Raw genomic sequence first — 26,224 nt, 5'->3', positions numbered from 1 at the left:
ATGACCGAGCGCCACGCCGCCGGCCCCATGAGCGTCGGCTCGCGCCACCCCACCACCCTCGGCAGGTACAGCCTGATCAAGAAGATCGGCATGGGCGGCATGGCCGAGATCTGGGTGGCCTCGGTCGCGGGCATCTCGGGCGTGAGGAAGATCTGCGTGGTCAAGCGCATCCTCCCGCACCTCGTCGACAGCCCCGAGTTCGTGCGGATGTTCCTCGACGAGGCGCGCATCGCCGCCACCCTCGACCACCCCAACCTCGTCCAGATGTACGACATCGAGGACGTCGACGGCGTGCCGGTCATCGCGATGGAGTACCTCCACGGCGAGGATCTCAGGACCGTCCGGAAGTCGCTCCGGTCGGCGAACCGGCGGATGCCGATCGAGCACGCGATCACCATCGCGGCGGGCGTCGCGGCGGGGCTCCACTACGCGCACGAGAAGGTCGGCTTCGACGGCAAGCCGCTCGACATCGTCCACCGCGACGTGTCCCCGCACAACGTGATCGTCACCTACGACGGGGCCGTGAAGATCCTCGACTTCGGGATCGCGAAGGCGGCGAACCGGGTCAACGAGACGCGCGACGGCGCGCTCAAGGGCAAGGTCCCGTACATGTCGCCCGAGCAGTGCACGAGCGAGCACCTCGATCGCCGGAGCGACATCTACTCGGTCGGCCTCCTGCTCTACGAGATGTCGACGGGGAGCCGGATGTTCCGGCGCGGCGCCACCGAGTTCGAGCTGATGCGGGCGATCGTGGAGGACCCCGTGCTGCCGCCGAGCGAGGTCTGCGCCGACTACCCGCCGGGGCTGGAGCGCATCCTGCTCAAGTGCCTGGAGCGGGATCGGGAGAAGCGGTACGCGACCGCGAGGGATCTCCAGATCGACCTCGAGGCGTTCGCCCGGGAGGAGCGGCTCGCCACCTCGGCCCTCGCCCTGTCGTCGTTCATGTCGGAGCTGTTCGGCCAGCGCGTGGAGGCGTGGCGGGGCGCGCTCGCCTCGGGGGCGGACCTCGAATCGCACATCGTCGAGAAGCAGGAGACGAACCAGAACGAGGACTCCTTCGCGGGCGCGCTCGACGCCGCGGGCGGGGCGCCGCAGGCCGCCGAGACCGGCCGCCCCGGCGCGGTCGCCACGAAGCTCTCCGCGCCGCTCTTCACGGCGTCGCGGCCCGACTCCGCGGGGGATCTGGACACGCTGCCGCGCTCCAGGAGGCTGCCCGCGCTGTCGCTCGCGGACGCCGGCGCCGGCGTGGAGGGCGCGGAGCCCGAGGGGGCGCACGGGCACGGGCCGCGGGCCCTCACGGTGACCAAGCGGAGGCTGGGCAGCCTGCTCATCGTCTCGCTGTCGGGGCGGATGACCGAGGAGCTCCAGGGCCTCGCTGTCGCGCGCGGCATCTCCGGCCGCGTGCTCTTCGATCTGGGCGGGGTGCAGCGGGTCACGTCGTTCGGCGTGCGCGAGTGGATGGCGATGCTGGCCGAGGTGTCGCGGAGCGCGTCCGAGATCTACATCGGCCGCTGCACCGAGCCGCTCGTGAACCAGATCAGCATGATCCGCCGCTTCTTCGGGGACGGGCGCGTCGCGTCGTTCTACGGCCCGTACCGGTGCGAGCGCTGCGGCGCCGCGTTCGATCGGCTGTTCGACTGCGACAGGGACGCGCACCTCGTCAGGACGCACGAGCCGCCCGCGAGCCCCTGCCCGCGCTGCGGCGCTGCGGCGGTGTTCGACGACGACGCCGAGAGCTACTTCGCGTTCGCGGCGATCCACGCGGGGATCGATCTGCCGGAGGACGTGCGGGCCGTGCTCGACGAGCTCGCGCGGCTCGACGCGGGGACCCACGAGGCGATCGAGAAGACGGTCGACGAGCGTGGGACGCGCATCCGCGTGCGCTGCAAGCTCGACGCGCACGTGCGGTGGAAGCGCGCGCTCGACGGGATCGAGGGGCCGCTGGTGCTCGATCTCGCGGGCGCGGCGGGGGTGACGTCCGAGGGCGCGAGGGCGCTCGCGCTGTCGCTCCGCGCGCTGGGCGGCGAGGTGACGTCGATCCAGATCGAGGGCTGTCCCGTGGTGCTGCTCGAGCACCTCGCCTCCGAGAGCCCCCCGCTGCGAGCGGAGGTGGTCTCGGCGATCGTCGAGGGCGCCTGCGAGCGGTGCAACGCGCCCCGGCAGACGCTGCTCGACGTGAAGGAGGCCGCGCAGGCCGCCCGCGAGGAGCGGGAGCCGTACGTGCCGTGCAAGCGGTGCAACGCGCCGCTCGCGCTCCCGTGGCTCCGGCCGGCGCTGAAGCGCCTCGGCGCCGCGCTGGAGCCGGCGCCCACGCTCGCCGGGACGTCCGAGCCGGCGACGAAGCGCTCTGCCGCGGGGGGGCACGTGACGACGGCGGGGGCAGGGGCGCCCGCAGGCGCAGCGGCGCCGGCGGGGGCGCCCGCAGGGGCAGCGGCGCCGGCGGGGGCGTCTCCGCCGGCCGCGGCCGTCTCGGCGGCCCGTGGCTCCAGCTCGCGCGGGGTGCTCGCGGCGTTCGCGGCGGGAGCGCTGCTCGTGCTCGCCGTGGCCTTCGCCTACCAGAGCCGGGGACGCCCGCGCACCGCCGCCGGGGCGGGCCCGGCGCCCGCGCCGAGCTCGGGGTGGCGCGCGGCTCCGCCGGCCGAGGAGAGCCCTCCGTGGATGGACCGGCCGTTCATCGCCGAGGGCGACGCGATCTTCGTGGTCGGCGAGGGCTCGGGCGCCAGCCGAGAGGCGGCGCTCGCGGTCGCGCGCGCCGACGCGATCTCCCGGCTCGCGAGCAACGTCGTGCCGGCGCTCGCGGGGTCGCAGGCGTACGACTTCATCCAGGCGCACGGCGGCGGCGGCGCGCGCCGCGCCGGCATGGCGGAGGCCGAGGCGAGCCGCTACCTGAAGCAGGTCGGCGCGTTCGCGACCCCCGAGCGCGTCGACGCGCGCTTCCAGGAGCGCGGCGGCGCGGTGGCGGCCGTCGCGCGCTACCGCATGCGCAAGGAGAGCTTCGACGCGGCCGTGCAGAGCTACCGGAGGACGGTCAGCGCGCTCGGGCTGACCGCGGCGCCCCTCTTCCCGCTGCTCGAAGGCGCGCTGAAGACGAGCGGAGACGCCGTCGTGGTCGCCGTGGAAGACCGCGGCCCCGCCGCGGCCGCGGGCGTCCGCGTCGGCGACACGGTGGTCGCGATCAACGGCCGGCCCCTCGTCAGCTTTGACGCGATGCGTTATGCGCTGCCGAGCGCGCAGGAGGGCGCTACCCTCGAGCTCACGCTCGAGTCGGGCGGCGCGCGGCGGACGATCGCGATCAAGAGGCCGAGCGGGGCGCGGGAAGGGGGCTGAGCCAGGGCGGGCCGCGCCGCCGTGGTGCGCTCCCGCGAGCGGCGCGGCGCGCGGTGAGGGCGTCCGCGACATCGCGCCGCGCGGGCACGCGAGCGTCGCGCCGGCCAGCGGAGGGCGCAAAGGGCGCAAAGGGGCAGAGGAGCGTCGCTTCCTCGGCAACGGCTGTCCGGCCGACGATCGGCTGCGCTATGCTGGCTGCCGCGGCGCGGCGCTCTCGGTCGGAGGTTTCGAACATGCGCGGCCTGGAAGAGATCGAAGGGCTGGAGGTCGGAACCCTGATCGCCGGCAAGTACCGCGTGGACCGGCTGCTCGACAAGGGCGCGATGGGCGCCGTCGTCGCCGCGACCCACGTCGATCTCGACGAGCTGCGGGCGATCAAGGTGCTGCTGCCGGCCACCGCGGCCGATCCGGAGATGTGCGGGCGCTTCCTGCAGGAGGCGCGGATCGCGTCGCGGCTCAGGAGCGAGCACGCGGTCAAGGTGCACGACGTCGGGCGGCTCGAGAACGGGCTGCCGTACATGGTGATGGAGTTCCTCGACGGCCGCGATCTCCGGGTCGTCCGCAAGCAGCGGGGCCCGCTGCCGGCGGAGGAGGCGACGCTCTACGTCATCCAGGCGTGCGACGCGCTCGCGGAGGCGCACGCGCTCGGGCTGGTGCACCGCGACGTGAAGCCGGCCAACCTCTTCCTGACGCACACGCGCGAGGGGACGCCGTGCATCAAGGTGCTCGACTTCGGCGTCTCCAAGGTGTCGCAGGCGGCGCTCCTCGGCATCGCCGAGATGCGGACCAGCACGGGCCAGATGCTGGGGACGCCCCACTACATGCCCCCCGAGCAGATGCGCGGGCAGCGCGACGTCGACGCGCGCGCGGACATCTGGGCGGTCGGGTCGCTCCTCTACGTGCTGCTCACCGGCCGGTATCCCATGCATGCGCGCTCCGTCCAGACGGTGTCGCTCGTGCTCGGGGGCAAGTTCGTGCCGGAGCTGCCGTCGAAGGTCTGCCGCGGGCTCTCGCCGGACATCGATCCGATCATCATGCGGTGCCTCGAGCGGGATCGCGACAGGCGCTGGCCCGACCTGGCGGAGCTCACGCTGGCGCTCCGCCCGTTCGCGCCGCCCGCGGCGCAGCCGCTCGTCGACCGCATCCAGCGCATCCTGCGCGGGGGCGTGCGCGACTCGCTGTCCGGGGTGCGCCCCGGCGTGGACGGCGTCGACGCGGGGGAGCGCGGCTCGATCCCCACCACCATGGGCTCCGGCGCATCCACCGGCGGCATGGCGATCGAGCTTCGCCCGGAGCCTCCTCCTCCCGTGTTCCCCGCGGCTCCCGAGGAGGCGGATCCGGTGGAGCGAAGCGAGGCCGTCACGGTGTCGGACCGCTCGCGCGTCCGGCCGGAGACCGACCTGGTGGAGCGGAGCGAGGCGGCGACGGTCTCGGACCGCCTGCGCGCCCCTGCCGAGGCGGATCCGGCGGAGCGGAGCGAGGCCGTCACGGTGTCGGACCGCTCGCGCGTCCGGTCGGAGACCAGCCCTGCGGAGCGGGGCGAGGTGGCGGTCGGCTCGGCGCGGCCTCAGCCCCGGGCGGAGGCCGGCCATGTCGGGCTCGGCGCGTCCGGCCCAGCGCCGGAGAGGGCGCGCGTCGGGGAGGACGCCGACGAGGCGACGCTCGCGGACACGCTCCGGCGGCTGCGCTCGCCCTTCAGGGCGGGCTTCGTCCTGGCGGCGGTGGCGGCGGCGATCGTCGTCGTGCTGCTGGCCAGCGGAACGCGGCCCGAGGAGCGGCCCGCGAGCGGGGGCCTCCCGAGCCCGGGCCCGGCCCTGGGCAGAAAGGGCGTTCCGGTCAGCGCGCCGCCCCGGTGACACCGGAGACGGAGACTCCCGCCCTGCGGGCGCTGCGGGCGTTCGGAGAGAGGCCCTCTCAGGACAGGCGGTGAGGTGGAGTCGACGTGGTGTGAGCGCGGAGCGGCGGGCCGCGTCGCGCGGGCGTCACTTGCCCTGCGAGATGACGCCGCAGCCGATGCGACCGCCGGCGTTGCCGGCGGGCTGGCTGCCGTCATCCGCCTTCTCGTGGACGATGATGGCGCGGCCGAGGAAGGTGTTCGGAGCGCCCTCCTTGAGATTCGCGCCCTTGGCGATGATCTCGTGGGTGCCGGTCCCATCGGCCTTGACCTCGATGTTGCCGAGATCGCCGAGGTGGTGAGGCGCGCCGTCGGGGATGCCGTGCGGGTGGTTCTCGGGGTTGTAGTGCGCGCCCGCGCTCTTCGCGTCCGGCGCGCTGCAATCGCCGGTCTCGTGCACGTGGACGGCGACCTTGCCCTTGGGAGCGCCCGAGACCTGGACGGCGACCTTCACGCCGCCCTCGACCTCGGTGAAGGTCGCGGTGCCCTTGAGCTTCGACTTGGTCCGTGCCTCGATGGGCACGGAGACGCTCACCGGCGGCGCAGGCGGCGCAGCCTCCGGCGCCGCGGCGCCCGCCGGCGGGCTGGCCTCGGGCGCCGCGGCCTCGGGCGCCGCGGGCGCCTCCGGCGCAGGCTGCGCGGGCTGGGCGGGGACGTCGGGGACCGCAGGGGCCGGCTCGGGCGCGCCGCCACAAGCGGTGGCGCCCAGGACGAACGAGGCGAGCAGCGAGAGACGATAGGCCGGTTTCATCACAGCGGAGACCTCCAGGTTCGTGAAGCGTTGGACCTCCGCCGTCTCGTAGAGCGGTCCTGGCGAGCGATCAATCGGCGAACCCGACATTCGTCAGGTGCGCCGGCGCGCGGCCTGCGCCGGCCGGCGCCGCGGGCAGCGCGCCCGACCCCCGGAAAGGGACCGGCGAGGCGCGGAGTCCGTTCCGCGCGTCGCCGAGCTCAGCGGCGCGCGCTCACTGCGCGGGCGGGCAGCCGATGGGCGCGGTGCCGATCACGACGTCATCGATCCACATCGAGCGGGCGGAATCCGCCTGATAGGACTCCCAGCCGAGGCCGATGCTGTCGAACGCCGGCGCCTTCCACGTGTAGTTCGTCTCGTTGTTGGCGCAGCCCTGGCCCGTCCCGGACACCTTGAGATCGGCCAGCTCCGCGCCATTGAGCCAGAAGCGCATCTCGTTCTTCGGCCCGTCGAAGCTGAACTCGACGCAGGTCCACGCGCCGGTCGGGACCACCGTCGTCTCCTCCGCGTGGTGCCAGCAGTCCGACTGCGGGCCCGTCTTCGGGTCGCTCCAGTACCCGGGCGTATCGTAGTTCGCCATGAGCTGGCTGCCGGCCGCGGTCGGGTGCTGCCCGCCGTAGCGATACTGTGCCGCGTAGGGCATTCCCTCGAAATCGCTGCCAGGAATGGTCCCTGAACCGTCGATGATGGTCCAGTGCACATCCCCCGTCGGCGCGGCCTCGAGGAAGAACATCATGCGACCATGGATGACGTTCGCCTCGGTGGGCAGGGCGTCGGCGTCCGCGAACTTGATCATGGCCGACTTGTAGTTGTTGTCTCCCGAGCTCGCGGGCGTGGTCACCTTGATGGACTTGGTGCCGCTGTAATGCTTCTCCGTGTCGACCGACACGGTGGAGCCCGCCATGGCCGTGTAGACCGTCCACGCGCCCAGCTTCTCGCCGTTCGCGCCCTGGCCCTCGTACGACTCGAAGTCGTCGCAGAGCAGCGCCGCACAGGCCGGGCCGCCGCCCTCGCCGGCGCCGCCCTCGCCGGCGCCGCCGCCGCTGGTGGCGCCGCCGCCCTCGCCGGCGCCGCCGCCGCTGGTGGCGCCGCCGCCCTCGCCGGCGCCGCCGCCGCTGGTGGCGCCGCCGCCCTCGCCGGTGGTCGAGGACGACGACGACGTCGTGCCACCATCGTCATCCGAGCACGCAACCGCGCCCGCCGCAAAGGTCGCGAGCAGGCCAAGCAAAGTAACGCTAATTCGAAGATTCATGTTCGTTTCCATCCTCCGCGGCGACTATTGCACGAGGTCATCGCGTGGTTCAAGAACGAACGTTTTCGGCAGATAGCACGATCCAGGCGCTGGAACTCGAATGGCCCCGGCGGTGCGGGGCAGCACGATCAGGCGGGGGAGCAGCCTTGAACAGCCAGCCTGTCGGGCCGGGAGCGAGCGTGAGCGCTCAACCGCCGTCCGCCCCGCTGCCCTCTGCTCCTGCCAACATCGCCTCCGGCGAGATCGCATAGAGCCTCTCCTCTCCCTGCTTTCCCCGGATCCGCGCCAGCGCGGGCATCGCTTCTCCAGGGCTCCCGGCCGCGGTGAACGTCGCCTCATCCATCAGCAGGCCGCCGGCCCTCGCCTGCGCCTGAATCCGAAACGCGGTGTTCACACGATCGCCGATGATGGTGAACTCCCGCCTGCCGCTCGACCCGATGATCGCCAGGAGGACGGGCCCTGTCGAGAGCCCGAGCCGCGTCGGGAAGGCGGGCCGGCCCTGCGAGCGCTGATGTTCGTTGAAGGCCGCGATGCTCCGCTGGATCCGCTGCGCCGCCGCGAGCGCGTCGCTCGCGCCCCGGAAGAACGCGAGCATGCCGTCGCCGACGTACTTGTCGACCTCGCCCGCGTGGTCGTAGACGATCTGCGCCACCGTGGCCATGTAGAGGCTGAGATCCGCGATCAGCGGCCCGGGCTCCTCGCTCTCCGACAGCCGCACGAACTCCTCGATGTCGCTGACCAGCACCGTCAGCACCTCGCGCGCCGGCGGGCTCGGCCGGTTCGACGACACGCTCTCCTCGATGCTCTCCCACGCCCGGTCGGACAGGTAGCCGCGCAGCGCCGCCTGCATCTGGCGCACCTGCGCGTAGCGCTCCTCGAGCTCCCTCCGCTGCCGCTCGAGCTCCCGGCGCTGCCGGTGCAAGAGCAGCTGCGTCCCCACCCTGGCGAGCACCTCGCGCAGCTCGAACGGCTTCGTGACGTAATCGACGCCGCCCGCGTCGAACGCCATCACCTTGTCGCCGATGCCGGTCATCGCGCTCAGGAAGATGACCGGGATGTCCGCCGTCCCGGGATCCCCCTTGAGCCGGCGGCACACCTCGTAGCCGTCCATGTGGGGCATGCTCACGTCGAGCAGGATGAGGTCCGGAGGCGCCGCCGCCGCCGACATCAGCGCCATCGCGCCGCTGATCGCCGCCCGCACCTCGTAGCCCTGCGCCGTCAGCATCGAGGTCAGGAGCGACAGGTTCGCCGGCATGTCGTCCACGATCAGGATGCTCGCGGGCTCTTCCCCGGGGCGCTCCGGCCGCGCGCCCGGGGCCGCCCCGCGGGGGGCTGGCTTTGCGTCGGTGTCCGTCATGACGGCTCCTCCTCGTCGGCGCTCGATAGCGCCAAGATGCTGTCGAAGCGATACCCCCGCGCGAGCTCGGCCACGGCCCCCGCGAGGTCCGCGTCCTCCGGCCGGAACCGATCGAGCGTCGCCTGGACGGCCTTCGCGTCGAGCCGCGTCGCCGCCCGCCGGAGGTCCTTGCGGAGCGCGGCGGGCAGCCCGGCCGCCGCCCGGGCGAGGTCGACGGCCGGCGCCCCCTGGGCGGCGCCGGGCTCGGCGGGGCGCTCCTCGTACTCGAAGCGGGCCCCGAGGTGCTTCGTCAGGAGGCCGAGGATGTCCGCGTCGCGGAACGGCTTGCTCACGAAGTCGTCGCACCCCGCCTCCGCCGCGAGCGCCCGGTTCTGCTCGAAGGCGCTCGCGGTCATCGCCACGACGACCGTCTCGTGCCCGCGCGCGCTCGCCTTGATGCGGCTCGCCGCCTCGTAGCCGTCGAGCAGCGGCATGCGGAGATCGAGCAGCACGAGGTGCGGCGCCCACGTCTCCCACTGCGCCACCGCGCCGAGCCCGTTCGTCGCGCTGCGCGCCTCGACGCCGACCGAGTCGAGCAGCTTGAGCAGGCAGTGGCGCACGTCCCACCGGTCGTCGACCACGAGCACGCGGTACCTCGGCTGGCCCGGCGAGAGCCCGACGGCCCGGAGCGCCGCCGGAGCGCGCGCCGCGCCGCCGGCGCGCGCGTCGGGCGCGTCGGCCAGCGACAGGCGCACGTCGAAGCGGAGCGTCGTCCCGCGGCCGACCTGGCTCTCCACCCGGATGTCGCCCCCCATCATCCGCACGATGCGCCGGCTGATGTGCAGGCCGAGGCCCGTGCCCTCGCGCGACTGCCGCCCGGTCGTGGTCTGCGCGAACGCCTCGAAGAGCTCCGCGAGCTCCGCCTTGGCCATGCCCCGGCCGGTGTCCGTCACCTCGAACGACACCCGCACCCGCCCCGCCGCCGCGCCGTCGTGCGCGCCTGTCGCGCGCCGTGCCGAGGCGCGCAGCGTGACCGACCCGCGCGGCGTGAACTTCAGCGCGTTGCCGAGCAGGTTGATCAGCACCTGCCGCAGCTTCCCCTCGTCGCCGTGGACGTGCCGCGGCACGTCCTGCTCCCGCTCGACCGTGAGCGTGAGGCCCCGCTTCTGGGCCTCGACAGCGAACATCTCCGAGAGCCCCGAGAGCGTGTCGTGGAGGTCGAACTCGGCGTCGACGAGCGTCATGCGGCCGGCCTCGATCTTCGCCATCTCGAGGATGTCGTTGACGAGGCCGAGCAGGTGCTCGCCGCTCTTGCAGATGACCGCGAGGTTCTCGCGGTGCCGGTCGGCGAGCGAGGGGTCGCGCTCCACGAGCTGCGCGAAGCCGAGGATCGAGTTGAGCGGGGTCCTGAGCTCGTGGCTCATGTTGGCGAGGAACGCGCTCTTCGACCGGCTCGCGGTCAAGGCCTCCTCCCTCGCCCTGCGCGCCTCCTCCTCGGCCCGCCGCGCCTCGGCGAGCTCCTCGCAGAGCCGCTGCTCCGCGGCGCGGCTCGCCGCGAGCTCCTGCGCCTTCCGCGCGAGCTCGAGCTCGCGGGCGTGGAGCCGCCGGCGGAGCGCCCAGAGGGCGACCAGAAGGAGGGTCCCGACGACCACGAAGGCGGAGATCCGGACGACCTGCATGCGATGTGCCCCACCCGCCTCCTGCGCGGCGGGAAAGACCGGAGCGCCGATCCCGTCGGAAGGCACCGCTCAGGTTACAGGAGTTCGGGGCAGCCCGTGGGGGCCCGATCGGGCACGCCGCGCGGCTTTGGGCGGCGGAGCGGCGCGCTCGTCAGGCAGACCACGGAATCGACGGAGCCGCGCCGCGGCAGCGCGACGCGGCGGTCGGCTCTCCCCGGCGCGTTTACGCGCTGCTCGCCAGCGCGGGTCCACGCGCTACGGCGCGCCGCCGTCCGGCTTCGCTCGCCGCGGGGGTGTGACAACCTCATCGGTCGGCGGCGGGGCGGCGTCTCCGTGCGGCGGCGGGGCGGCGTCTCCGCGCGGCGGCGGGGCGGCGTCTCCCTGCGCCGGCGGCCGCCTGGGCGCGAGCGCAGGCTGGCGGAGGCCGCGCAGCGAGGCGAGCCGATCGACGAGGACGCCGGCCTCCTCGGGCGACAGCTTGACGCGCGCGTGGAGCGCCTTGCCCTCGGCCGCGATCGCGATGCGCTCGAGCAGGGCGCCGAAGCCGACGAGCCGCGTCGCGAGGTCCGCCGCGCGCGCGTCTCGCGCCGCGCGCAGCTCCGCGCCGAGCGCGGCGCAGGGGGCCTCCGCGTCGCAGAGGACGGCGGCGTGGACGGCGATCTCCGGGCCGAGCGCGACGCTGGCGCCGCCGGAGAGAAGGGACGCCGCGGGCGATCGGCTGGAGCCGCTCAGCGCGAGCTCGCGCCCGATCTCGGCGCGCTGCTCGGGCGTGAGCACCACCGTGACGCGCGCCGCCCCCTCGCCCACGGCGCGGGCGATGTCGTCGTGCGCGCCGCTCGCGCCGACGCTGCCGGCGCGGCCTTCGGCGGCGTCGATCATGGCGCGCAGGTACGCGCCCCCGCCGAGCAGGATCGGCCCCCCGGGGCGCACCGCGATCTCGCCGTGGCCCTCGGCGCTCGAGTCCTGCACCGCGCGGAAGCTGCCGATCCCGGAGACGACCGGCCGCCCGCCGCGGGCCTCGATGACCTTGGAGGCGCACGCGAGCAGCGCCTCGTCCTGCACGGCGCCGGCCGCGACCAGCCCGAACTCGCCGCCCTCGCCCGCCGCCGGGATGGCGATCGCGACCTCGGTCAAGGCGGCCACCGGGTCGAAGCCGCACACGTCGCGCACCTTGCCGAGCCCCGGGATCTCGCGCTCCTCGCGCAGGAACGAGGCGAACGCGGGCGAGGCGCGCAGGGCCGGGAGATCGAGCGTCGCGACGAGCATCGCGCCGGCGGGCACTGCGTCGAGCGCGCGCGGCGCCGCGGGGGGGCTCTCCCGCCGGCGGCCGAGGAGCCAGGCGACGCCGCCGCCGAGCAGGACCCCGACGAGCAGGAGGACGAGGCCGTCTCTGGTCCGCGGCTGCACGCGCGACCCGTTAGCACACGGCCGCGGCGGACGCCCCGGCGGGCGCGCCCCGCGCGCTCCGGCGCGGCGGAGGGGGGCGCGCAGCCGCCACGCCAGGGGCGCGCCTGGCGTGGCGGCTGCGCGCCCCCGCGCCGCGGCTACGCGCCCTTGCGCGGCGGCGACCAGCGCGTCCCGCGGACGAGATCGAACACGGGCACGGTCACGTTGAAATTCCAGCGCTTCATGAGCCGGGGATCGTGGTGCCTGCGGTGGTGCTCGCGGAGCCGCGCGAGCCCCGGGATCCGGTACACCGGGCTGTCCGCCGGCAGGTGATACGCGAGGTGCAGCCACTCGTAGCCGACGAAGAACGCCATCGCCGTCGCGAGGCCGAGCAGCGCCGCGTCCGGCGAGAGCAGCGCGCCCGCCGCCGCGGCGGGCGGCAGCAGCAAGGCGAGGACCAGGAGCGCCGAGGCGGGCGGCGTCAGCACCAGCCAGAGCTCGCGGGCGCTCCGCAGCGCCATGTCGTCGGCGGTGAAGGCGAGGTGGTGCTCGCGCTCGTGCCGCTCGCACAGCGCGCCGAGCAGCGGCGCCCGCCGGTGCAGCACCGACCTGTGCGCCCACCACTCGAAGGCGAGGCCGAGCAGCAGCGTCGCAGGCACCGCGACGAGCTCGACGGCATCGACGGCGTCGAGGAGGCGCACCGCCGCCGCGAGCACGAGCGCGCCGAGCAGCGTGGGCGCCGCGAGGTGGAGCGCCGGGCGGTACCCGCGCGGGATCCGCGCCGCGATCTCCGCGCGCCGCCGTGATCGCGGCGAGGCCGGCTCGTTCACGACCATCGGAAACTATGAATTTCAAAAAAACAGAACGCAAGCGCGGGCGAGGCCGCCGGTGAGGGGGCGCGCTCAGCTTTCCTGGCGTTCTTCCCTCGGTTCCGCCCGTTCCGCCCGTTCCGCCCGTTCCGCCTGTCCCGCCTGTTCCGCGCCGTCCCCGGGCGCGCCGCCGTCCGTCGCGGGCGCGTCCCGCTCGAACAGCCCGCCGATCGCCTCGCCGATGCGGCCGATCTTCGCGGCGAGCAGCACGACGATGAGCAGGAAGGCCGTCAGGGCGATCTCGTTGTGGGAAGCGCCGAGCACCATGGCGTCGACGTCTACCACGCGGCGCCCGCAGCGGGGGCGCCGCCGCGCCCGCGTGCGGCGACGCGCGGCGGCGTGGACCGCGCGCTCGCGCTCGCGTCGCGGAGGTGATGTCGGCCGGGCGCCCCCAGCGCGGCAGGGGTAAAGACCTCGCCGCGCCGGCGGGGCGGTCGTGGCGGGAGCTGCGCTGCGCGGCGGGAACACGAGCGGGAACGCGAGCGGGCCGCGATCGCGTTTGACAGCCCGCCGACGACCGTCGAGAGTCCAGGCGATGCGGGCCCCTGGGCGCTGCTCTGCCGGGCCGCCGCCACGAGATGACCGCCGTGTCCGAGCCCCGCGACGACTACGAAGCAGTGCAGGCGCGCCCGCGCGAAGGCGCCATCCTGCTGGCCGACGCGTCGGCGGACGGCGAGGCGATCGGCGCGGCGCTGCGGGGCCGGGGCTTCGAGGTGATCGCGGCGCCGATCGCCGAGCTCGACGCGCGCCTCGAGAGCGACGCGCCGCGCGTCGTGATCGTCGACATCGACGAGCCCGGCGCGATCGAGGCGCTCGAGCGCCTCTACCTGCGGCCGGGCGGCGTCGCCGCGTCCGTGCTCCTCGTGGGGGATCCGGTCCGCTCGGCGGAGCTCGATCCCCAGCTGTTCGGGCAGGTGTTCGAGCGCCCGGTCGACACCGCCGAGCTCGCCGCGCACGTGAGCGCGGTCGCCGAGCCCGGGCGGTTCCGCGGAGAGCACGCCGTCGAGGCGCACCTCGAGGCCGGCCTGCCGGGGCCGCTCGACCACGACGTCCCGTCGAACCCCGACTTCTCGAGCGATCTCGACCCGCTCGACGTCGGCTCGGTGCTGCCGCCCCCGGAGGAGGACGGCGACGAGGTCGGTCCGCGCCTCCTGCCGGCGCGGATCAGCCCGGAGCTCGAGGAGATCCTCGTCGCCGCCGAGCAGCGGGTCACGGCGAAGGCGCACCCGTCGAGCATCCCGGCGGCCGAGGAGGAGGTCGACCTGATGCTGTCGCCGGAGCTGCTCTCCGCCCTCGACGAGCCCCTGGATCCGGACGAGGACGAGCCGCGGACCGGCGCGAGCGCGGCCGTCGCCCAGGCGCTCGCCGGGTCGCCCTCGCAGCCGAGGTCGAGCGAAGGCCCGTACGGCGTCGCGCCCGCTCCGCAGCCGGCGGCCACCCGCGCCGAGCACACAGGGCCCGGCGACTCGCTCGTCGAGCTCGCCGAGCCGGGCGACGAGCACGAGGACGACCGCGCCTCCGAGCCCGCGTTCGACGGGGCGCACGCGACGAAGCGCGCCGGCCCCGAGCTCGCGGCGCTCTCGCTCGACAGGGAGGCGCACCCGCACGGCAGGGAGGAGCGCGATCTCGGCGGTCCCGCGCGCCGGAGCGGCGGCCGCGACGCCGCGCCGCCGACCCCGCGCGACGCGGGCCGGCCCCACGCCTTCGCGTCGCCGCCGCCGCGCCCCGAGCCCGCGTGGGATCGGTCGCCTTCGCCATCGCCCGCGCCGCGAGAGGAGCTCGCGTGGGACCGCGCCGGCCCTGCGCGCGGCGGCGAGGACGTCGACTGGGCGCGCGCTCCGTCGGGCCGCGTCGAGCCGAGCCTGCGCCAGCGCGTCACCGAGCCGCCGCCCCGGTCGCGCGAGGCCCGCGACGCCCGCGCGCCTGGCTTTCCGCCGCCGCCGTCTCCGGGCGTCGCGTTCGTGTCGCCTCCCTCGGTCGAGGTGAGGACCGCGCTGCTGTCGCCGGTCGGGAGGGCCGAGCCCGAGCCGCCGCCCGTGCCGTCCCCGGCCCGCTCCGCCCCGGCGGGGCGCGCCCCGGCGCCTCCTGGCGGGCCCGTCCCGGCGAGCGCGGGCGCCGGCTCGCTCGGGCGCGGCCTCCTCGCGCCGAGCCCGCCTGCCGCGCCGAGCACGTCCGCGTTCGGCCGCGGGCCCCTGCCAGCTCCGCCGTCCATGGCCATCTCCGGCGCGGCCCTGCGTGGGCCCGCGCCGCCTGCGCTGCCGCTCGTGCCTCCCGCGCCCGCCACGGTCACCGCGGCCGTGCTCGGCCGCGCCATGGCGCCCGAGCCGGTCGACGAGGCGCCGAGCTCCGGCGGGGCGTCCTCGGCCACGGTGCTCGGCCCGGGCGACGCGCCGCGCGCGCTGGCCCGCGCGGTGGGCAGCCGCTCCTCCGGCGCCCTCGCGATCACGACCGAGGAGGGCGCGCGGCGCATCGTCCTGCACGAGGGCGATCTCGTCACCGCCGGCTCGAGCATCCCCGAGGAGACGCTGCTCGCCTTCCTGGTCGGGCGCGGCGACCTCGAGCGCGAGGTCGCCGCGCGGCTCGCGGGCAAGCTCCCCGCCTCGGGCCGGCACGCCGGCGCGGCGCTCATCGCGCACGGCCACCTCGGCCAGGACGACCTCTGGCCGGTGCTGCGCGCGCACGCCGAGTGGGTCATCGGCCACGTCGTGCTCGTCGAGGCCGGGACGTGCGACCTCGAGCCCGAGCCGCCGGGCCGCCTCAAGGCGGAGCCGAACGTCTTCGGCGGCGCCACCGGCGCCGAGGTCTTCGTCGAGACGATCCGCCGCGTGATCGCCCCCGAGGTCGCCCTGCGCCGCCTCGGCGGCCCGGGGGCGCGCCTCGACGACGGCGTCCGGCGCAACCTGCTCGGCGAGTGCGCGCTGCGGCGCGAGGAGGAGGAGCTCGTGCGCACCGCGCGCGGCCGCAGCGTCGGCGAGCTCGTGAGCGCGGCGGAGCCCGAGAACGCGAGCGTGCTCTACGCGCTCGTCTGCCTGGAGGTGCTCGACGTCCTCATCCCGCCGTCGATCACCGAGGCGCCGCCCCCGCCGGTGGAAGATCCGCTCGACGAGGAGGCGATCCGGCAGCGCGTCCGGGCGCGGCTCGCGCTGGTGGAGGACGGGGACTATTTCTCGATCCTCGGCATCCCGCGGGACGCGACGAACTACGAGATCCGCCGCGCGTACCTCGCGCTGAGGAAGGCCTTCGAGCCGTCCACCCTGCTCACCGCCGCGACCGTGGACCTGCTCGACGACGTGCGGCTCGTCATCGAGGTGCTCGACGAGGCCTACGAGATCCTGCGCGAGCCGCACAGGCGCGAGCGGTACCGGCGGGCGATCGAGGCGGGGCCGCCGTAGCGGCCGCGGGCGCGGGGAGGGCGGCGCCGCGCGCTCCGCAGGACGCGTGGCGGGCACGGTTGCTGAAGGAACGGCGCGTCTGTGCAATGCCCGCTCTCTCCCGGACCCGGAGCGACGGCGCTGCTCGCGCTGCGCGCGGGCGGGCCGGCGCGCTCCGGTCGATCGGCCGCGGCGGCGCTGATCGCCGCCCTCGTGCTCGCCCCGGGGTGCGTCCGCGAGGCGGCGAAGGAGGCGACCCACGGCACGCTCGAGGCGCTCGAGCCCAGCGCGCAGGACCGGGCCGGGCCCGCCGGAGGACCGGCCGAGGGCGGGCGCGAGCGCGAGCGGCCGCTCGTAGGGGCCATCGTCCACGACGCGGTCCGGGCCGGCGCGGCGGAGATCGGGCGGCAGGCCGAGGGCCTGGAGCCGGTCATCGCGCAGACGAGCGAGGCGGTGAGCAGCGCCGTGATCGAGGGGGCCCTCCAGCACGACCGGGCGCTCGTCACCCTCGTCGAGCAGGGCACAGGCGCCGCGGCGAGGGCTGCGGCGCGCGAGGGGACAGCAGAGCTCATGGAGCAGCTCGCCGGGTGCCCCGCCGGCGACCCGGGCTGCTCGAGCGCCGCGATCGAGCGCGCGAGCCGCGCCGCCGCCACGGGCTTCGCGGACGGCCTGGGGAGGGCGATCCAGCCCTGGATCATCGGCCTCGCGTTCGGCGGGGGGTTCCTGCTCGCCGCGCTGCTCGCCGTCGCCATCGCGGTCGTCACGCGACGGCACGAGCGCCCTGCGGCGCACTGACGGGCGCGCGCTCAGCGCGCCGCGCGCTGGTGCCGGCGAGGAGCTCCGGCGGCACGTGCTCGATCGGGGATCACGCCGCGCGGTCCGTCCTGCCGCCGGCCGCGGGGCGAACGCGCAGCGTCTCGGTGATCCAGTGTTCGGTCTCGATCGCGATCGCGCGCTCGCATTCACGGATGAGCCTGCCCGTCATGGCGTCAGTGATCGTCTTGCTCTCCACGGCGTCCAAAAATTCGCCGCGCAGCCTGCGGAGGCGCGCCGCCGTCGCCCGGTAGCTGAGCGCCAGCTGCTCGTAGCGCGCAGCGGCCACGTGCGCCGAGAGCGCCGCCGCGACCGTGGTCGCGGCGGCGACCCACGCGCCCGCGGGGGAGCGCTCCTGGAGCGCGGCCACCGCGCCGAGGGCCGCCGAAAGCAGGCCGAGGATAAACTCGAGCTGCCGTGATCTGCGGAGCCGCGCGCTGAGGCGCGCGGCTTGAGGCTCGTAGTAGCGCCGGATCTCCTGCTCCACCCGATCTTCGAAATAGGCCTCGGCGTCGAGCCGCTCCCCGTCATCGTCGCCCGGTGGAACCTGCACCATGGCGGCATACTGCTGGAGATCCTGGATCTGCTCCGCCAGCTCGCTCGACCGGGCGCGCAGCTTGCTCTCGGCGTCGGCGCCGTCGTACGGCTCGGTCCCCGTGCGATACAGGTAGATCTCGTGCTTGAGCCCTTCTGCGACGGCGCGGGCGCGTGTCCAGTCGCGCAGCCGCTCGGCCCCGAGCTTGACGGTATGAATGAGCGGCACACACGCGAGCGCCGCAGCGCCGATCCAGCGGAGCGGCTGGGCCAGCCAGGGGAGGAGCCCTGGCGGATCGAGCTGCGACGCGGCGGTCTGCAGAAGAGCGCCAGACGCGAGGAGCCCGAGCGCTATGCTGCGCCAGAGCGTGATCCCCCGCTTCAAGTAGCTCGCCGTGGCAGACCATGTTCGTTGCTCGGTGAACGCATCCTTCAGGGCCGCTCGGGGGGTGTCGCTCATATATTGATAGCTTTCAGAGGGGCCTGTCTCCCGACGGCAGGGCTCGCCCTGGCCGTCGGCCAATGGATCTGGACGACTATTCTGCTTTTGTCGACCGCGCTAGCAGCGATGCTGGCAGCGGCGGTTGCTGCAGCGATGGAAGCCAGACCTCTATCCGCCCTGGCTTGGCAGATGGAAACCGGTTTGCGTCGCGGTACAGGAGCGCGACCCGCGTGGGTATGCCCTTCTTCGCAAGGCTGGACTCGACCGTCTCTTTGACGAGCTCCGCCTTCGCCAAGTCCGCCTTGAAGAAGTAGCGTATGTCCCCCTGGCTCTGGTGCGCGATGTGCTCGCCGCTCGAGGCTTCGAAGTGCTTCGCGGCGAGCGCGCTCCTGATTTCCTTCACGATATCGGCGTCGTCCTTCCTGGCGAAGTGCAGGTACACCTTCACCTTGGCGGCGATCGCAGCGGGCGGTTCCTTCAATGCGCCGAGTTCCTTGAGGCGAGCTTGCGCCGCCTTGGCCGTGTTGGGGTCGGCGCTGCTCAAGGTCAGGATCATCTTGAAATCCTCGATCGCGAGCGCTGTCTGCTTGGCCTGTTCATGGAGCCGACCGCGGCCGAAATAGGCGTCCGCTTGCTCTGGCTCAAGCTGGATGGCCTTGGAGTAGGCGGCGAGCGCTTCTTCGTTGTTACCCTGGAGCGCCAGCGCCTGCGCGCGGTTCAAGTACACCACCGGGTTGCTCGGCGCGATGCTCGACGCGTTCGTCCATGCGGCGAGCGCCGCGGCGAGGTCTCCCTTGCGGAGCAAGGCGGAGCCGAGCAGAATGCGCGCGTCGGCGGACTTGGGATCCAGCTCGCTGGCCTTTTCATAGTCATCCATCGCAAGCATGGCTTTCCCCTGACGCTCGTAGAGCTCGCCGCGGTCGAGGTAGAAGGTCGCGTCGCTCGCGTCTGCTTCGATGGCGGACGTGTAGGCTTCGACGGCCTTCTCGAGCTCTCCCGACGCCGCGAAGCACCGGCCAGACTCACGGTAGGCTTGAGCGAGCTTGCTGTCATGGCGCAGCGGGTCCGTCATGAACCCCGCGGGAGGCGGAGGTAAGGTTGCTTTGGAGAGGTTCGAACTGACAAAAGACTCCTGGGTAGGTGGCCTTCTCATGGCATAAAGGCCGGCCAGGCCGACGAGGAACATGCTCGCAGCCGATGCAATGAGGAGCCACGACGCCCGCGGCCGCGATCTCCGCCATGGTTCCGCGGGCGTCGTACTCGCGCTCTGGTCCGGCGGAGACGGCGGCGCCGGCGGGGATGGCATCGCGGCCGGGCCAGACTGCGTGGGGAGTGTGACGCGCGCGGGCTCGCTGGTTCGAGCAGCCGCGCCGCCATCGCCGCTCCGCTTGGGGTGGCTCAAGAGCGCCAGCCGCACCGCGGGGTAGAGCCGCACGGTGCCCGCAGACTTGTCGAAATCGACCAGCGCCAAGTCGGCGAGGCGTTGGACGCATTCGTTGGCATCGAGCGCGTCGATGTCCCAGTCTATCGACGCCTCGGCGAGTGAAATCGCGTGCGAGGCGGGCGCGGTCACCAGCGACTCCAGCCGCACGCGATCCTCCGCGCTCAAGCGGCTCAACGTGAGCTCCACGCTCACCTGCAAGGAAGCCCTCGTGTCGGCCGTCCCTGGCTGGTCGATGATGGCGCTGCCGGCGCGCTGGAGCCCCTCGGCGAGCGCCGCGAGCGCAGGCTCGATCTGCTCGCCTTGCGCGAGCCGCTTGCGCAGCTCCTGGTTGACCAGATCGATCGCGAACGGCGAGCCGCCGACGATCTCGCTCAACTGGCGCACGGGAGCGGGTGGAGCGTCTCGATCGAGCTGGCGCGTGAGCAGCGTCGTCGCCTGCTCGGCGGAGAGCGCGCCGATCGGGATCCACGGCGTGTTGATGGCCACGAGCGGGTTGAGGTCGCGCGACGTGATGAGCCGAACGCAGCGCCTGGCGCCGCGTAGAAAGGGGAGCAGCTGCTGGGGCTCATAGGCATCCTCCAGCACGAGGAGGCAACGCTTCGACTCCAGCAGGCGCTCGAGCTGCCTCGCGGCCTCCTCCTCGGCGAGGTGCGGGCTGACATCGCCCGTGAACGCCGCGATGATCTTGCGCAGCGCGGCGGCGAAGTCGGCCTTCGCGCCGAGCGGCACCCACACGATCCCGTCCGAGAAATGATCGATGACGTCGTCGTCATGACACACGGCGGCCGCGAGGATGGTCTTCCCTGTCCCGGCGGGGCCCCACAAGGCGACGGAGGGAGGCATGTCGGGGGAGCCGGCGCCCGACCCGTCCGCAGAGATCAGGAGCTTCTCCTTGATGCGCCGGAGTTCCTCGGGGCGCTCCACGTACCGCGGCGGCAGCCGCGGCGCCATGGAGGGCACGCGCTGCACGGGCGACAGGTCCATCAGCTGCCGCAACAGCGCTTCCGAGCGCCCAGCGAGGTCCCACGTGGGGGACTCGCGCATCCAGGCCGGTAGCGCGCGGTGCGCGGCCCACGTCCCGGGGTCCTCGACGATCGGAAACACGCGCACGCCGCGCTCGCGCGCCGCGCGCCACGTCCTCTTCACCCACCCGGAGTCCAGGCCGGACTGCGTGATGAGGAGAACCATGGCCTTCGACTGGTCGAGCGCGCCGTGCGTCTCTCTCTCTGAGTTGACAGCGGCCGTGAGCGCCTCGTCCGGATCGGGCCATACGGTGATCCGGGCGCGCTCCAGCCGAGCGCGCACCTCCGCCGCCAGGGGGCGCTGCTCCGCGCCCTCGTACGCGATGAACACCTCGGGCAGCGCCGCGCCGAAGACGCGGGACACCTCGTCCCGGCACCAGCGCCGCAGCGCGCTCCCGCCGGGCGCGAGCATCACGAGGTGCGCCGTCAGCTTCTTGTAGACCTCCACGAGGTCCTTGTCCGCGTCCGGGTCCCCGATGGCGAGGCGCTCACGGTAGGCGTAGTCGGAGATGTACGGAATGCGCAGGTTCCAGAAGCTGGTCTTCAGCGTCCGGAAGGCGGGCGGAGTATAACTGTCGAGCCGGCGCCGGAATTCCTCTTCGAAGATGTTCTTCTGTGTGGTGTTGAAGTTGTCCACGCGCGACGGGACCAGCACCGCCTCGAGCGACCGGCGCCGCCGCGCGACTACGGCATCCCTGTTGAAGGACGCGATCATCCTCGCGACGCCCTCCAGGTTCTGCGTGTTGGACGCGCAGAGGCAGACCACGACGTCGGCCAGCTGTCGCGTGCAGACACCGCCCATCTCCGTCACGCCGGTGCGGCTGTCGATCAAGACCACGTCCGCCACCTCCTCGCGAAGGAGCTGGCGCCGCATCCACTCGAAGTAGGCCTCTCCCTGGTAGGCGGCATAGAACTCCGCCCAGTCGAAGCGCTGGACGGCCTCCGCGTACATCTTGAACCGCGCCCCGGCGCGCCACCCCGCCGGGAGCAGCGAGAGGGACCCGCCGTCGCTCCCTCGTCCGGGCGAGCGGATCGGATAGAGCGAGTGCGACAGCGGGGGCAAGACGCGGTCGAGCGCGCTCACCACCGCGTCGAGCTCGTCTCCGCGCGTGGGGCGGTCTGGCTCCCTCGAGCTCGGCGCGCCCTCGCCGGCTTCCTCGGGAGCGGAGCCCGCGCGGAGGTGCAGGCTCCCATACATCCTCTTGTAGGACATCAGGAGGTCGATGAGCCCGAGCGTGGAGCGCACGTCCTCGAGGTCCTCTTCGGACTGGTAGAAATAGCTCTCGATTCCGGGCGCCTCGAGGTCCCAGTCGATGAGTACGACCCTCAGGCCCTGATCACAGAGCCATGCCGCCACGTTGGCGAGGGCCATCGACCGCCCGACGCCGCCTTTGTACGAGTAGAACGTGTAGATCACGGGAGCCTAGACCTGAAGGTACTCGGGCTTGTCATGGCGGCTCACGTCGGAGACGAACTGTCCCACGGTCACGAAGAGGAGCCGCTTCATCTCGTCGGTGTCTCCGGTGCCGAACGCGCAGTGCGCCGACAGGCGTTTTTTCGGCGGGATCATCGGGTCGAAGTACGGATCGAAGTAAGGGGAGGCGTGCGTGAGCAGCCAGGAGCGCAGCTTGCCGTAGCTGGGATCGACGCGAAAGGGGGGGATGACCAGGATGGCGGTCTTGGAGCTCTCGAAGCAGTCCGGGAAGTGCATGAGCCGCTGGTACACGTGTCTGCTCGCGAGGGCGACGGGGTCGATCACCAGCAAGGACAGCGGCGCCGCCATGAAGCTGAGGGAGTATCCTCTCACCACAGAGACATCGGTCCAGAAGCTCGCCGGCTCCCGCTCCCAGCGGAACGTCTTCCCGGGCACGAGCCGATTGATCTCGTCCTTGTGCTGATCGAGCAATGTCGTGATCGTGATGTCGTTCCCGAGGGGCCTCCAGTCGTCGCGGCTCTCGCCGTAACGGGCGGCGAGCGCCTCGGGGGAGACTCCAAGCTCGCGATTGAGGTTCTCTCGCTCGCTGGCGCCGAATCCCCTCAGCTCCTCGGCGGTCAGGGTCAGCACCGCGACGGGGATGGGAACGGAGGCGAGATCGCCTCTGATCGCGCTGATGATCTTGCGGACGACCTGGTTCCACAGGTTCGTGTCGACCGCGTCGGCCCCTGCCTTGTAGGAGTCGACCAGATCGTTGATGGCCTGGAGGGAGGAGTAAGCCGAGCTGACCCGCTCCAGGTTGAGAAAGATGAGCCGATGCTGGGCCATGCTCGCCGCGTCATCACCGATCCGGGCGTCGAAGTTGGAGACTTCCCGGGTCACCCAGTCCGACTGCTTCGCGTTGCTCGACCACAGCACGACGAGATGGCGCGTCTCGCGGATCGCCCGCTTGAGCTGGTCCTCCCACTGCCGGCCTGCCTCGAGGCGAGCGCGATCGAAGAAGACCTCCAGCCCTGCTCTTTGAAGGGAGGCGTCGAGCTTGGCCGCCCATGGCTGATCGGGTCGGCTATACGAGATGAATACGTCGTACGGCATGTTCCGCCCTCTCCGCTCGCGTCGCCCTCGGGGGCCGAGCGTGGCCAACGGGCGAACGAGCTGAAGTATAGGGCCAAGCGCCGCGGCTTGTGAAACACCATTCCACCCGCCGATTCGGACCGCCGGAGCACGGACGTGCGGGGCCATCTGCCGCGACGTTTGCGGCCCTCTCTGCCAGAGGACTCTGGCGTTGCGGGAGCGCCCGCGGACGACGGCGATGCGTGGCCCGACCGGACGGGCAGGAACCTGGGACCTGGGTCTTGATTTCGGCCCGGGTTCATGCTCGCGGCCCTGGCCTCCTTGCGGCTCAGGCGCCGCGCGCGTCCGTGCGGGGGCGCCTCGGCCCTAGGTCCGCCCCTTGCACGCGCCAGCACCGCAGGAGGCACCATGTCCAAGGCGAGCGAGTTCATCGAAGCCCTGCGTCGGATCGAGGAGAGCGGCGACGTCGAGCCCATGGCGCGGCTGTTCGCGCCCGACGCCGAGCTCAGCAACTCGACGATCTCGAGGCCGCTCCACGGCCCCGACGGCGCCCGCAACTTCTGGCGCAGCTACCGGCAGACCTTCGTCGAGGTGCGGTCGGAGTTCCGGTGCATCGTCGAGTCGGGCGAGGCCGCGATCCTCGAGTGGACGAGCCGTGGAAAGCTGGTCAATGGAGGGGAGTTCTCGTACGACGGCGTGAGCGTCATCGAGCACCCGGCCGGCACCATCAGGAGGTTCAAGGCGTACTTCGATCCGAGGGCCCTCGGGCTTCAGCTGGAGCACGCGGCGTAGCGCCGCTCGCCGGCCCGCGCGATCGCGTCCACGACGACCTCGCCCTGCTCAACGCCCACGAGCGCCGCCGACCCTTCCTCGAGCTGGCCGCGCAGGATGAGCTCCGCGAGCGGCGCCTCGACGAGGCGCGCGATCGTGCGCTTCATCGGCCGGGCGCCGAGCTCCGGGTCGAACCCCCCGGCGTCGAGCAGCGCATCGATCGCCTCGGGCTCGACCTCGAGCTCCACGCCGCGCGCCTCGAGCTCGCTCTCCAGGCCGCCGAGCAGCCGCCGCGTGATCTCGGCGACGTCCGCCCGGGTGAGCGGCGCGAAGCAGAGGACCTCGTCGATGCGGTTGTAGAGCTCGGGCGGGAGCGCGGCGCGGGTCGCGGCGAGCATCGCCTCCCCGAGGCGCTCGGGCGACACCGTCGCGGAGGTGCGGGCGAAGCCCACGGAGCGCTCGGACCGGAGCGCGCCGGCCTCCGCCGCGCCGAGGTTCGAGGTCATCACGAGGACCGTGTTCGTGAAGTCCACCCGCCGGCCTCGGCCGTCGGTCAGGCGGCCCTCGTCGAAGACCTGGAGGAACGCCTCGAGCACGTCGCGGTGCGCCTTCTCGATCTCGTCGAGCAGCACCACCTGGTACGGCCTCCGCCGCACCGCCTCGGTGAGCTGGCCGCCCGCCTCGTGGCCGACGTAGCCGGGCGGCGCGCCGACGAGGCGCGCGACCGCGTGCGACTCCGCGTACTCGGAGAAGTCCAGCCGCGTCATCGCATCGGGCGAGTGGAACAGCGCCTCGGCGATGGCCTTCGCCGTCTCCGTCTTGCCCACGCCGGTCGGCCCCAGCAGCAGGAACGACCCGATCGGGCGGCGCGCGCGCAGGCCGGCCGCGTTCCGGCGGAGCACCCGCGCGATGCGCGCCAGCGCCTCGCCGTGGCCGACGACCTTCTCGGCGAGCAGCGCCTCCAGCGAGAGCATCCGCTCGCGGTCGGTCTCGAGCAGCCGCTCGACCGGCAGGTCGGCGAGCTCGGAGACCACCTCGGCGACCTCGGCGGGGCCCACCTGCCGCGCCGGCTGCGCGGGCTCACGGGGCGCCGCGCGCGACGCGCGTGACGCCGACGACGCCGACGACGCGCGCCGCCGCGTGCGCGCGCCCGCGAGGTCGAGGATCGAGAGCGCCTTGTCGGGCAGCGCGCGCCCGGGCAGGTAGCGCACGGACCAGGCGACGGCCGAGGCCAGCGCCTCGTCGGTGAACACGAGCCCGTGGTGCGCGCCGAGCCCGACCGCGACGCTCTGGAGCAGCAGGAACGCCTCGTCCTCCTCGGGCTCGTCGATCTCGACGATCGTGAAGCGCCGCGCGAGCGCCGGGTCGGCCTCGATGCTCTTCCTGTACTCCTCGGGCGTGGCGGTGCCGATCAGCGTGAGCTCGCCGCGGGCGAGCGCGAGCTTGATCTCGGCCATCGCCTCGTCGAGCGCGCCGCTGCCGAAGAGCTCCGACAGGCCGTCGATGAACAGGATCACCCGCCCGCCCGCCTCGCGGACCTCGGACCGGAGCGCGGACAGGCGCTCGCTCAGCGCGCCGCGCGCGCCGGTGCCGGCGAGGAGCTCCGAGGGCACGAGCTCGACCACGACGCGCGGCTCTCGCTCGTCGAACGCGAGCCGGTGCGCCACGCCGCGCGCGACGGAGGTCTTGCCGACGCCCGCCGGGCCGAGGAGGCAGGGGTTGTTCGCGTGGCGCTTGGCCAGGACGTCGAGCGCCTGCTCGATCTCGTGCTCGCGGCCGACGATCGGCTCGAGCTCCCCCTGCACCGCCGCGAGCGAGAGGTTGTGCCCGAGCGAGGCGAGGGCCGGGAAGCGCGCGCGGTCGAGGGTGAAGCGCGCCGCGAGGGCGGCGCTCGCGGCGGCGCTCGTGGCGGTCGGCGGCGCGAGCGGCGGGAGCGGCCGCCCCGGCGCGGGCGAGGCGGCGGAAGCCGGGGCAGGGGAGGCCGAGGACGCCGGGGAGGGGGTGGGCGTGAGGGCGATCGGCTCGGCGAAGGCCAGCGCGTCGGCCGGGGCCGCGGCGGGGCGGGGGCGCCCCGGCGGGAACAGCGGCGTCGGCGGGAAGAGCGGCACCGTGACGCCCGGGCCGGCGCTCTTGGCGGGCCGTGACTCCGGCGCGCCGGCGCCTCTGGCGGGCCGCAGCTCCGGGATCCCGACGCCGGCGCCCCTGGCGGGCCGCAGCTCCGGGACGGCGACGCCGGCGCCCTTGGCGGGCCGCAGCTCCTGGGACGTGCGCGGCGAGCGCGGCGTGCGCCCCGGATCGGCGGCCTCGCCGCGGGCGCGGCGCGCGGTGGGCGTCGCGCCCGGCGCGGGCGGCGTCTCCGGCGCGCCGCCGTCCTGGAGCAGCCGCGCGGGCGTCCGCCGCGCCTGCACCACGCCGAGCGCGATCTGGAGCGCCGCGGTCCGCAGCCGCCCGAGGTCGACCCCCGACTGGGTGAGCGCGCGGTGCGCGGCCGAGCTGCGGTCGGACAGGAGCGCGAGCAGCAGGTGGAGCGCCGCGGGCTCCTTCGCGGTCGCTCGCTTCGCGACGTCGCGCGCGCCCCCCATCGCCCGGCCGATCGGGTCGGGCCCCTCGTCGTCGACCGAGCGGGTTGCCTTGAGCAGGGCCTCGTCGTCGAGCCGCCGATCGCGGAGCAGATCCGCGGCGGGGCCTCCGCTGAGGGCGATGGCCGCGAGGAGGTGCACGCTCGACAGGCGCTCCTTGCGCTGGGCGGCGAGGTCCTGCGCGAGCTTGCGCAGCGTGACGAGCTCGGCGTGGGAGCGAGGGCTGGTCATCCTTGCAGAGGTCT

Annotated in this window: 16 protein-coding genes; 5 read left to right on the top strand and 11 right to left on the bottom strand. The window is 73.7% G+C overall.

Going from position 1 to position 26,224, the window contains the following annotated elements:
- Together ACSRUE_RS06320 and ACSRUE_RS06315 are read left to right on the top strand one after the other, a co-directional pair.
- Positions 1 to 3,327: a protein kinase domain-containing protein gene (locus ACSRUE_RS06320; RefSeq protein ID WP_441290233.1), complete on the top strand. Its 3,327-nt coding sequence runs from the start codon at positions 1 to 3 to the stop codon at positions 3,325 to 3,327.
- Positions 3,328 to 3,560: 233 nt separating this feature from the next.
- Positions 3,561 to 5,183: a serine/threonine-protein kinase gene (locus tag ACSRUE_RS06315; protein ID WP_441290232.1), complete on the top strand. Its 1,623-nt coding sequence runs from the start codon at positions 3,561 to 3,563 to the stop codon at positions 5,181 to 5,183.
- Positions 5,184 to 5,309: 126 nt separating this feature from the next.
- Here the strand turns inward: ACSRUE_RS06315 and ACSRUE_RS06310 are convergent, their stop codons facing one another.
- From ACSRUE_RS06310 to ACSRUE_RS06280, 7 genes are all read right to left on the bottom strand, one after another.
- Positions 5,310 to 5,972 carry a superoxide dismutase family protein gene (locus tag ACSRUE_RS06310; RefSeq protein ID WP_441290231.1) on the bottom strand — a complete coding sequence of 221 codons (663 nt, stop codon included), beginning with the start codon at positions 5,970 to 5,972 and terminating at the stop codon, positions 5,310 to 5,312.
- A gap of 214 nt (positions 5,973 to 6,186) precedes the next feature.
- The gene (locus ACSRUE_RS06305) at positions 6,187 to 7,224 is read right to left on the bottom strand and encodes a hypothetical protein (RefSeq protein ID WP_441290230.1); all 1,038 of its coding nucleotides are present in this window, start codon (positions 7,222 to 7,224) and stop codon (positions 6,187 to 6,189) included.
- Between the two features lie 187 nt (positions 7,225 to 7,411).
- Positions 7,412 to 8,581, bottom strand: a complete 1,170-nt coding sequence (locus ACSRUE_RS06300; RefSeq protein ID WP_437763133.1) for a response regulator — start codon at positions 8,579 to 8,581, stop codon at positions 7,412 to 7,414.
- Positions 8,578 to 10,239: an ATP-binding protein gene (locus tag ACSRUE_RS06295; protein WP_441290229.1), complete on the bottom strand. Its 1,662-nt coding sequence runs from the start codon at positions 10,237 to 10,239 to the stop codon at positions 8,578 to 8,580. Before ACSRUE_RS06295 ends, ACSRUE_RS06300 begins: the two co-directional genes overlap by 4 nt.
- 255 nt (positions 10,240 to 10,494) lie before the next feature.
- Complete coding sequence (locus ACSRUE_RS06290; RefSeq protein ID WP_441290228.1) at positions 10,495 to 11,646, bottom strand: hypothetical protein; 1,152 nt, start codon at positions 11,644 to 11,646, stop codon at positions 10,495 to 10,497.
- Between the two features lie 137 nt (positions 11,647 to 11,783).
- On the bottom strand, positions 11,784 to 12,461 hold the full coding sequence (locus ACSRUE_RS06285) for a sterol desaturase family protein (protein ID WP_441290227.1): 678 nt from the start codon (positions 12,459 to 12,461) through the stop codon (positions 11,784 to 11,786).
- A gap of 66 nt (positions 12,462 to 12,527) precedes the next feature.
- A complete protein-coding gene (locus ACSRUE_RS06280) occupies positions 12,528 to 12,761 on the bottom strand; it encodes a hypothetical protein (RefSeq protein WP_441290226.1) in 234 nt (77 codons plus the stop codon).
- Positions 12,762 to 13,081: 320 nt separating this feature from the next.
- Between ACSRUE_RS06280 and ACSRUE_RS06275 the strand changes: the two genes are divergently transcribed.
- Both ACSRUE_RS06275 and ACSRUE_RS06270 read left to right on the top strand, forming a co-directional pair.
- Positions 13,082 to 15,886, top strand: a complete 2,805-nt coding sequence (locus tag ACSRUE_RS06275; protein WP_441290225.1) for a DUF4388 domain-containing protein — start codon at positions 13,082 to 13,084, stop codon at positions 15,884 to 15,886.
- A gap of 81 nt (positions 15,887 to 15,967) precedes the next feature.
- Complete coding sequence (locus ACSRUE_RS06270; protein ID WP_441290224.1) at positions 15,968 to 16,660, top strand: hypothetical protein; 693 nt, start codon at positions 15,968 to 15,970, stop codon at positions 16,658 to 16,660.
- A gap of 70 nt (positions 16,661 to 16,730) precedes the next feature.
- On the opposite strand, the gene ACSRUE_RS06265 is transcribed toward ACSRUE_RS06270, so the two are convergent.
- The 3 genes from ACSRUE_RS06265 to ACSRUE_RS06255 all read right to left on the bottom strand — a co-directional run bounded on the left by ACSRUE_RS06265 (position 16,731) and on the right by ACSRUE_RS06255 (position 22,650).
- Positions 16,731 to 17,672: a DUF4231 domain-containing protein gene (locus tag ACSRUE_RS06265; protein WP_441290223.1), complete on the bottom strand. Its 942-nt coding sequence runs from the start codon at positions 17,670 to 17,672 to the stop codon at positions 16,731 to 16,733.
- A 76-nt stretch (positions 17,673 to 17,748) separates the two neighbouring features.
- Complete coding sequence (locus tag ACSRUE_RS06260; protein ID WP_441290222.1) at positions 17,749 to 21,537, bottom strand: KGGVGR-motif variant AAA ATPase; 3,789 nt, start codon at positions 21,535 to 21,537, stop codon at positions 17,749 to 17,751.
- Positions 21,538 to 21,543: 6 nt separating this feature from the next.
- Positions 21,544 to 22,650 (bottom strand): toll/interleukin-1 receptor domain-containing protein, encoded by a 1,107-nt coding sequence (locus ACSRUE_RS06255; RefSeq protein ID WP_441290221.1) that lies wholly within the window; start codon positions 22,648 to 22,650, stop codon positions 21,544 to 21,546.
- A gap of 387 nt (positions 22,651 to 23,037) precedes the next feature.
- On the opposite strand from ACSRUE_RS06255, the gene ACSRUE_RS06250 reads away from it, so the two are divergent.
- A complete protein-coding gene (locus ACSRUE_RS06250; RefSeq protein WP_441290220.1) occupies positions 23,038 to 23,421 on the top strand; it encodes a nuclear transport factor 2 family protein in 384 nt (127 codons plus the stop codon).
- Here the strand turns inward: ACSRUE_RS06250 and ACSRUE_RS06245 are convergent.
- Positions 23,400 to 26,210 (bottom strand): AAA family ATPase, encoded by a 2,811-nt coding sequence (locus ACSRUE_RS06245; RefSeq protein ID WP_441290219.1) that lies wholly within the window; start codon positions 26,208 to 26,210, stop codon positions 23,400 to 23,402. The two genes, ACSRUE_RS06250 and ACSRUE_RS06245, sit on opposite strands and share 22 nt — an antisense overlap.
- Positions 26,211 to 26,224: the final 14 nt, after the last annotated feature.

Source organism: Sorangium sp. KYC3313 (assembly GCF_052075895.1).
Lineage (GTDB): Bacteria > Myxococcota_A > Polyangia > Polyangiales > Polyangiaceae > Sorangium > Sorangium cellulosum_B.
The sequence above is the reverse complement of the archived record's forward strand: the minus strand, read 5'-3'. Positions and strand labels throughout refer to the sequence as shown.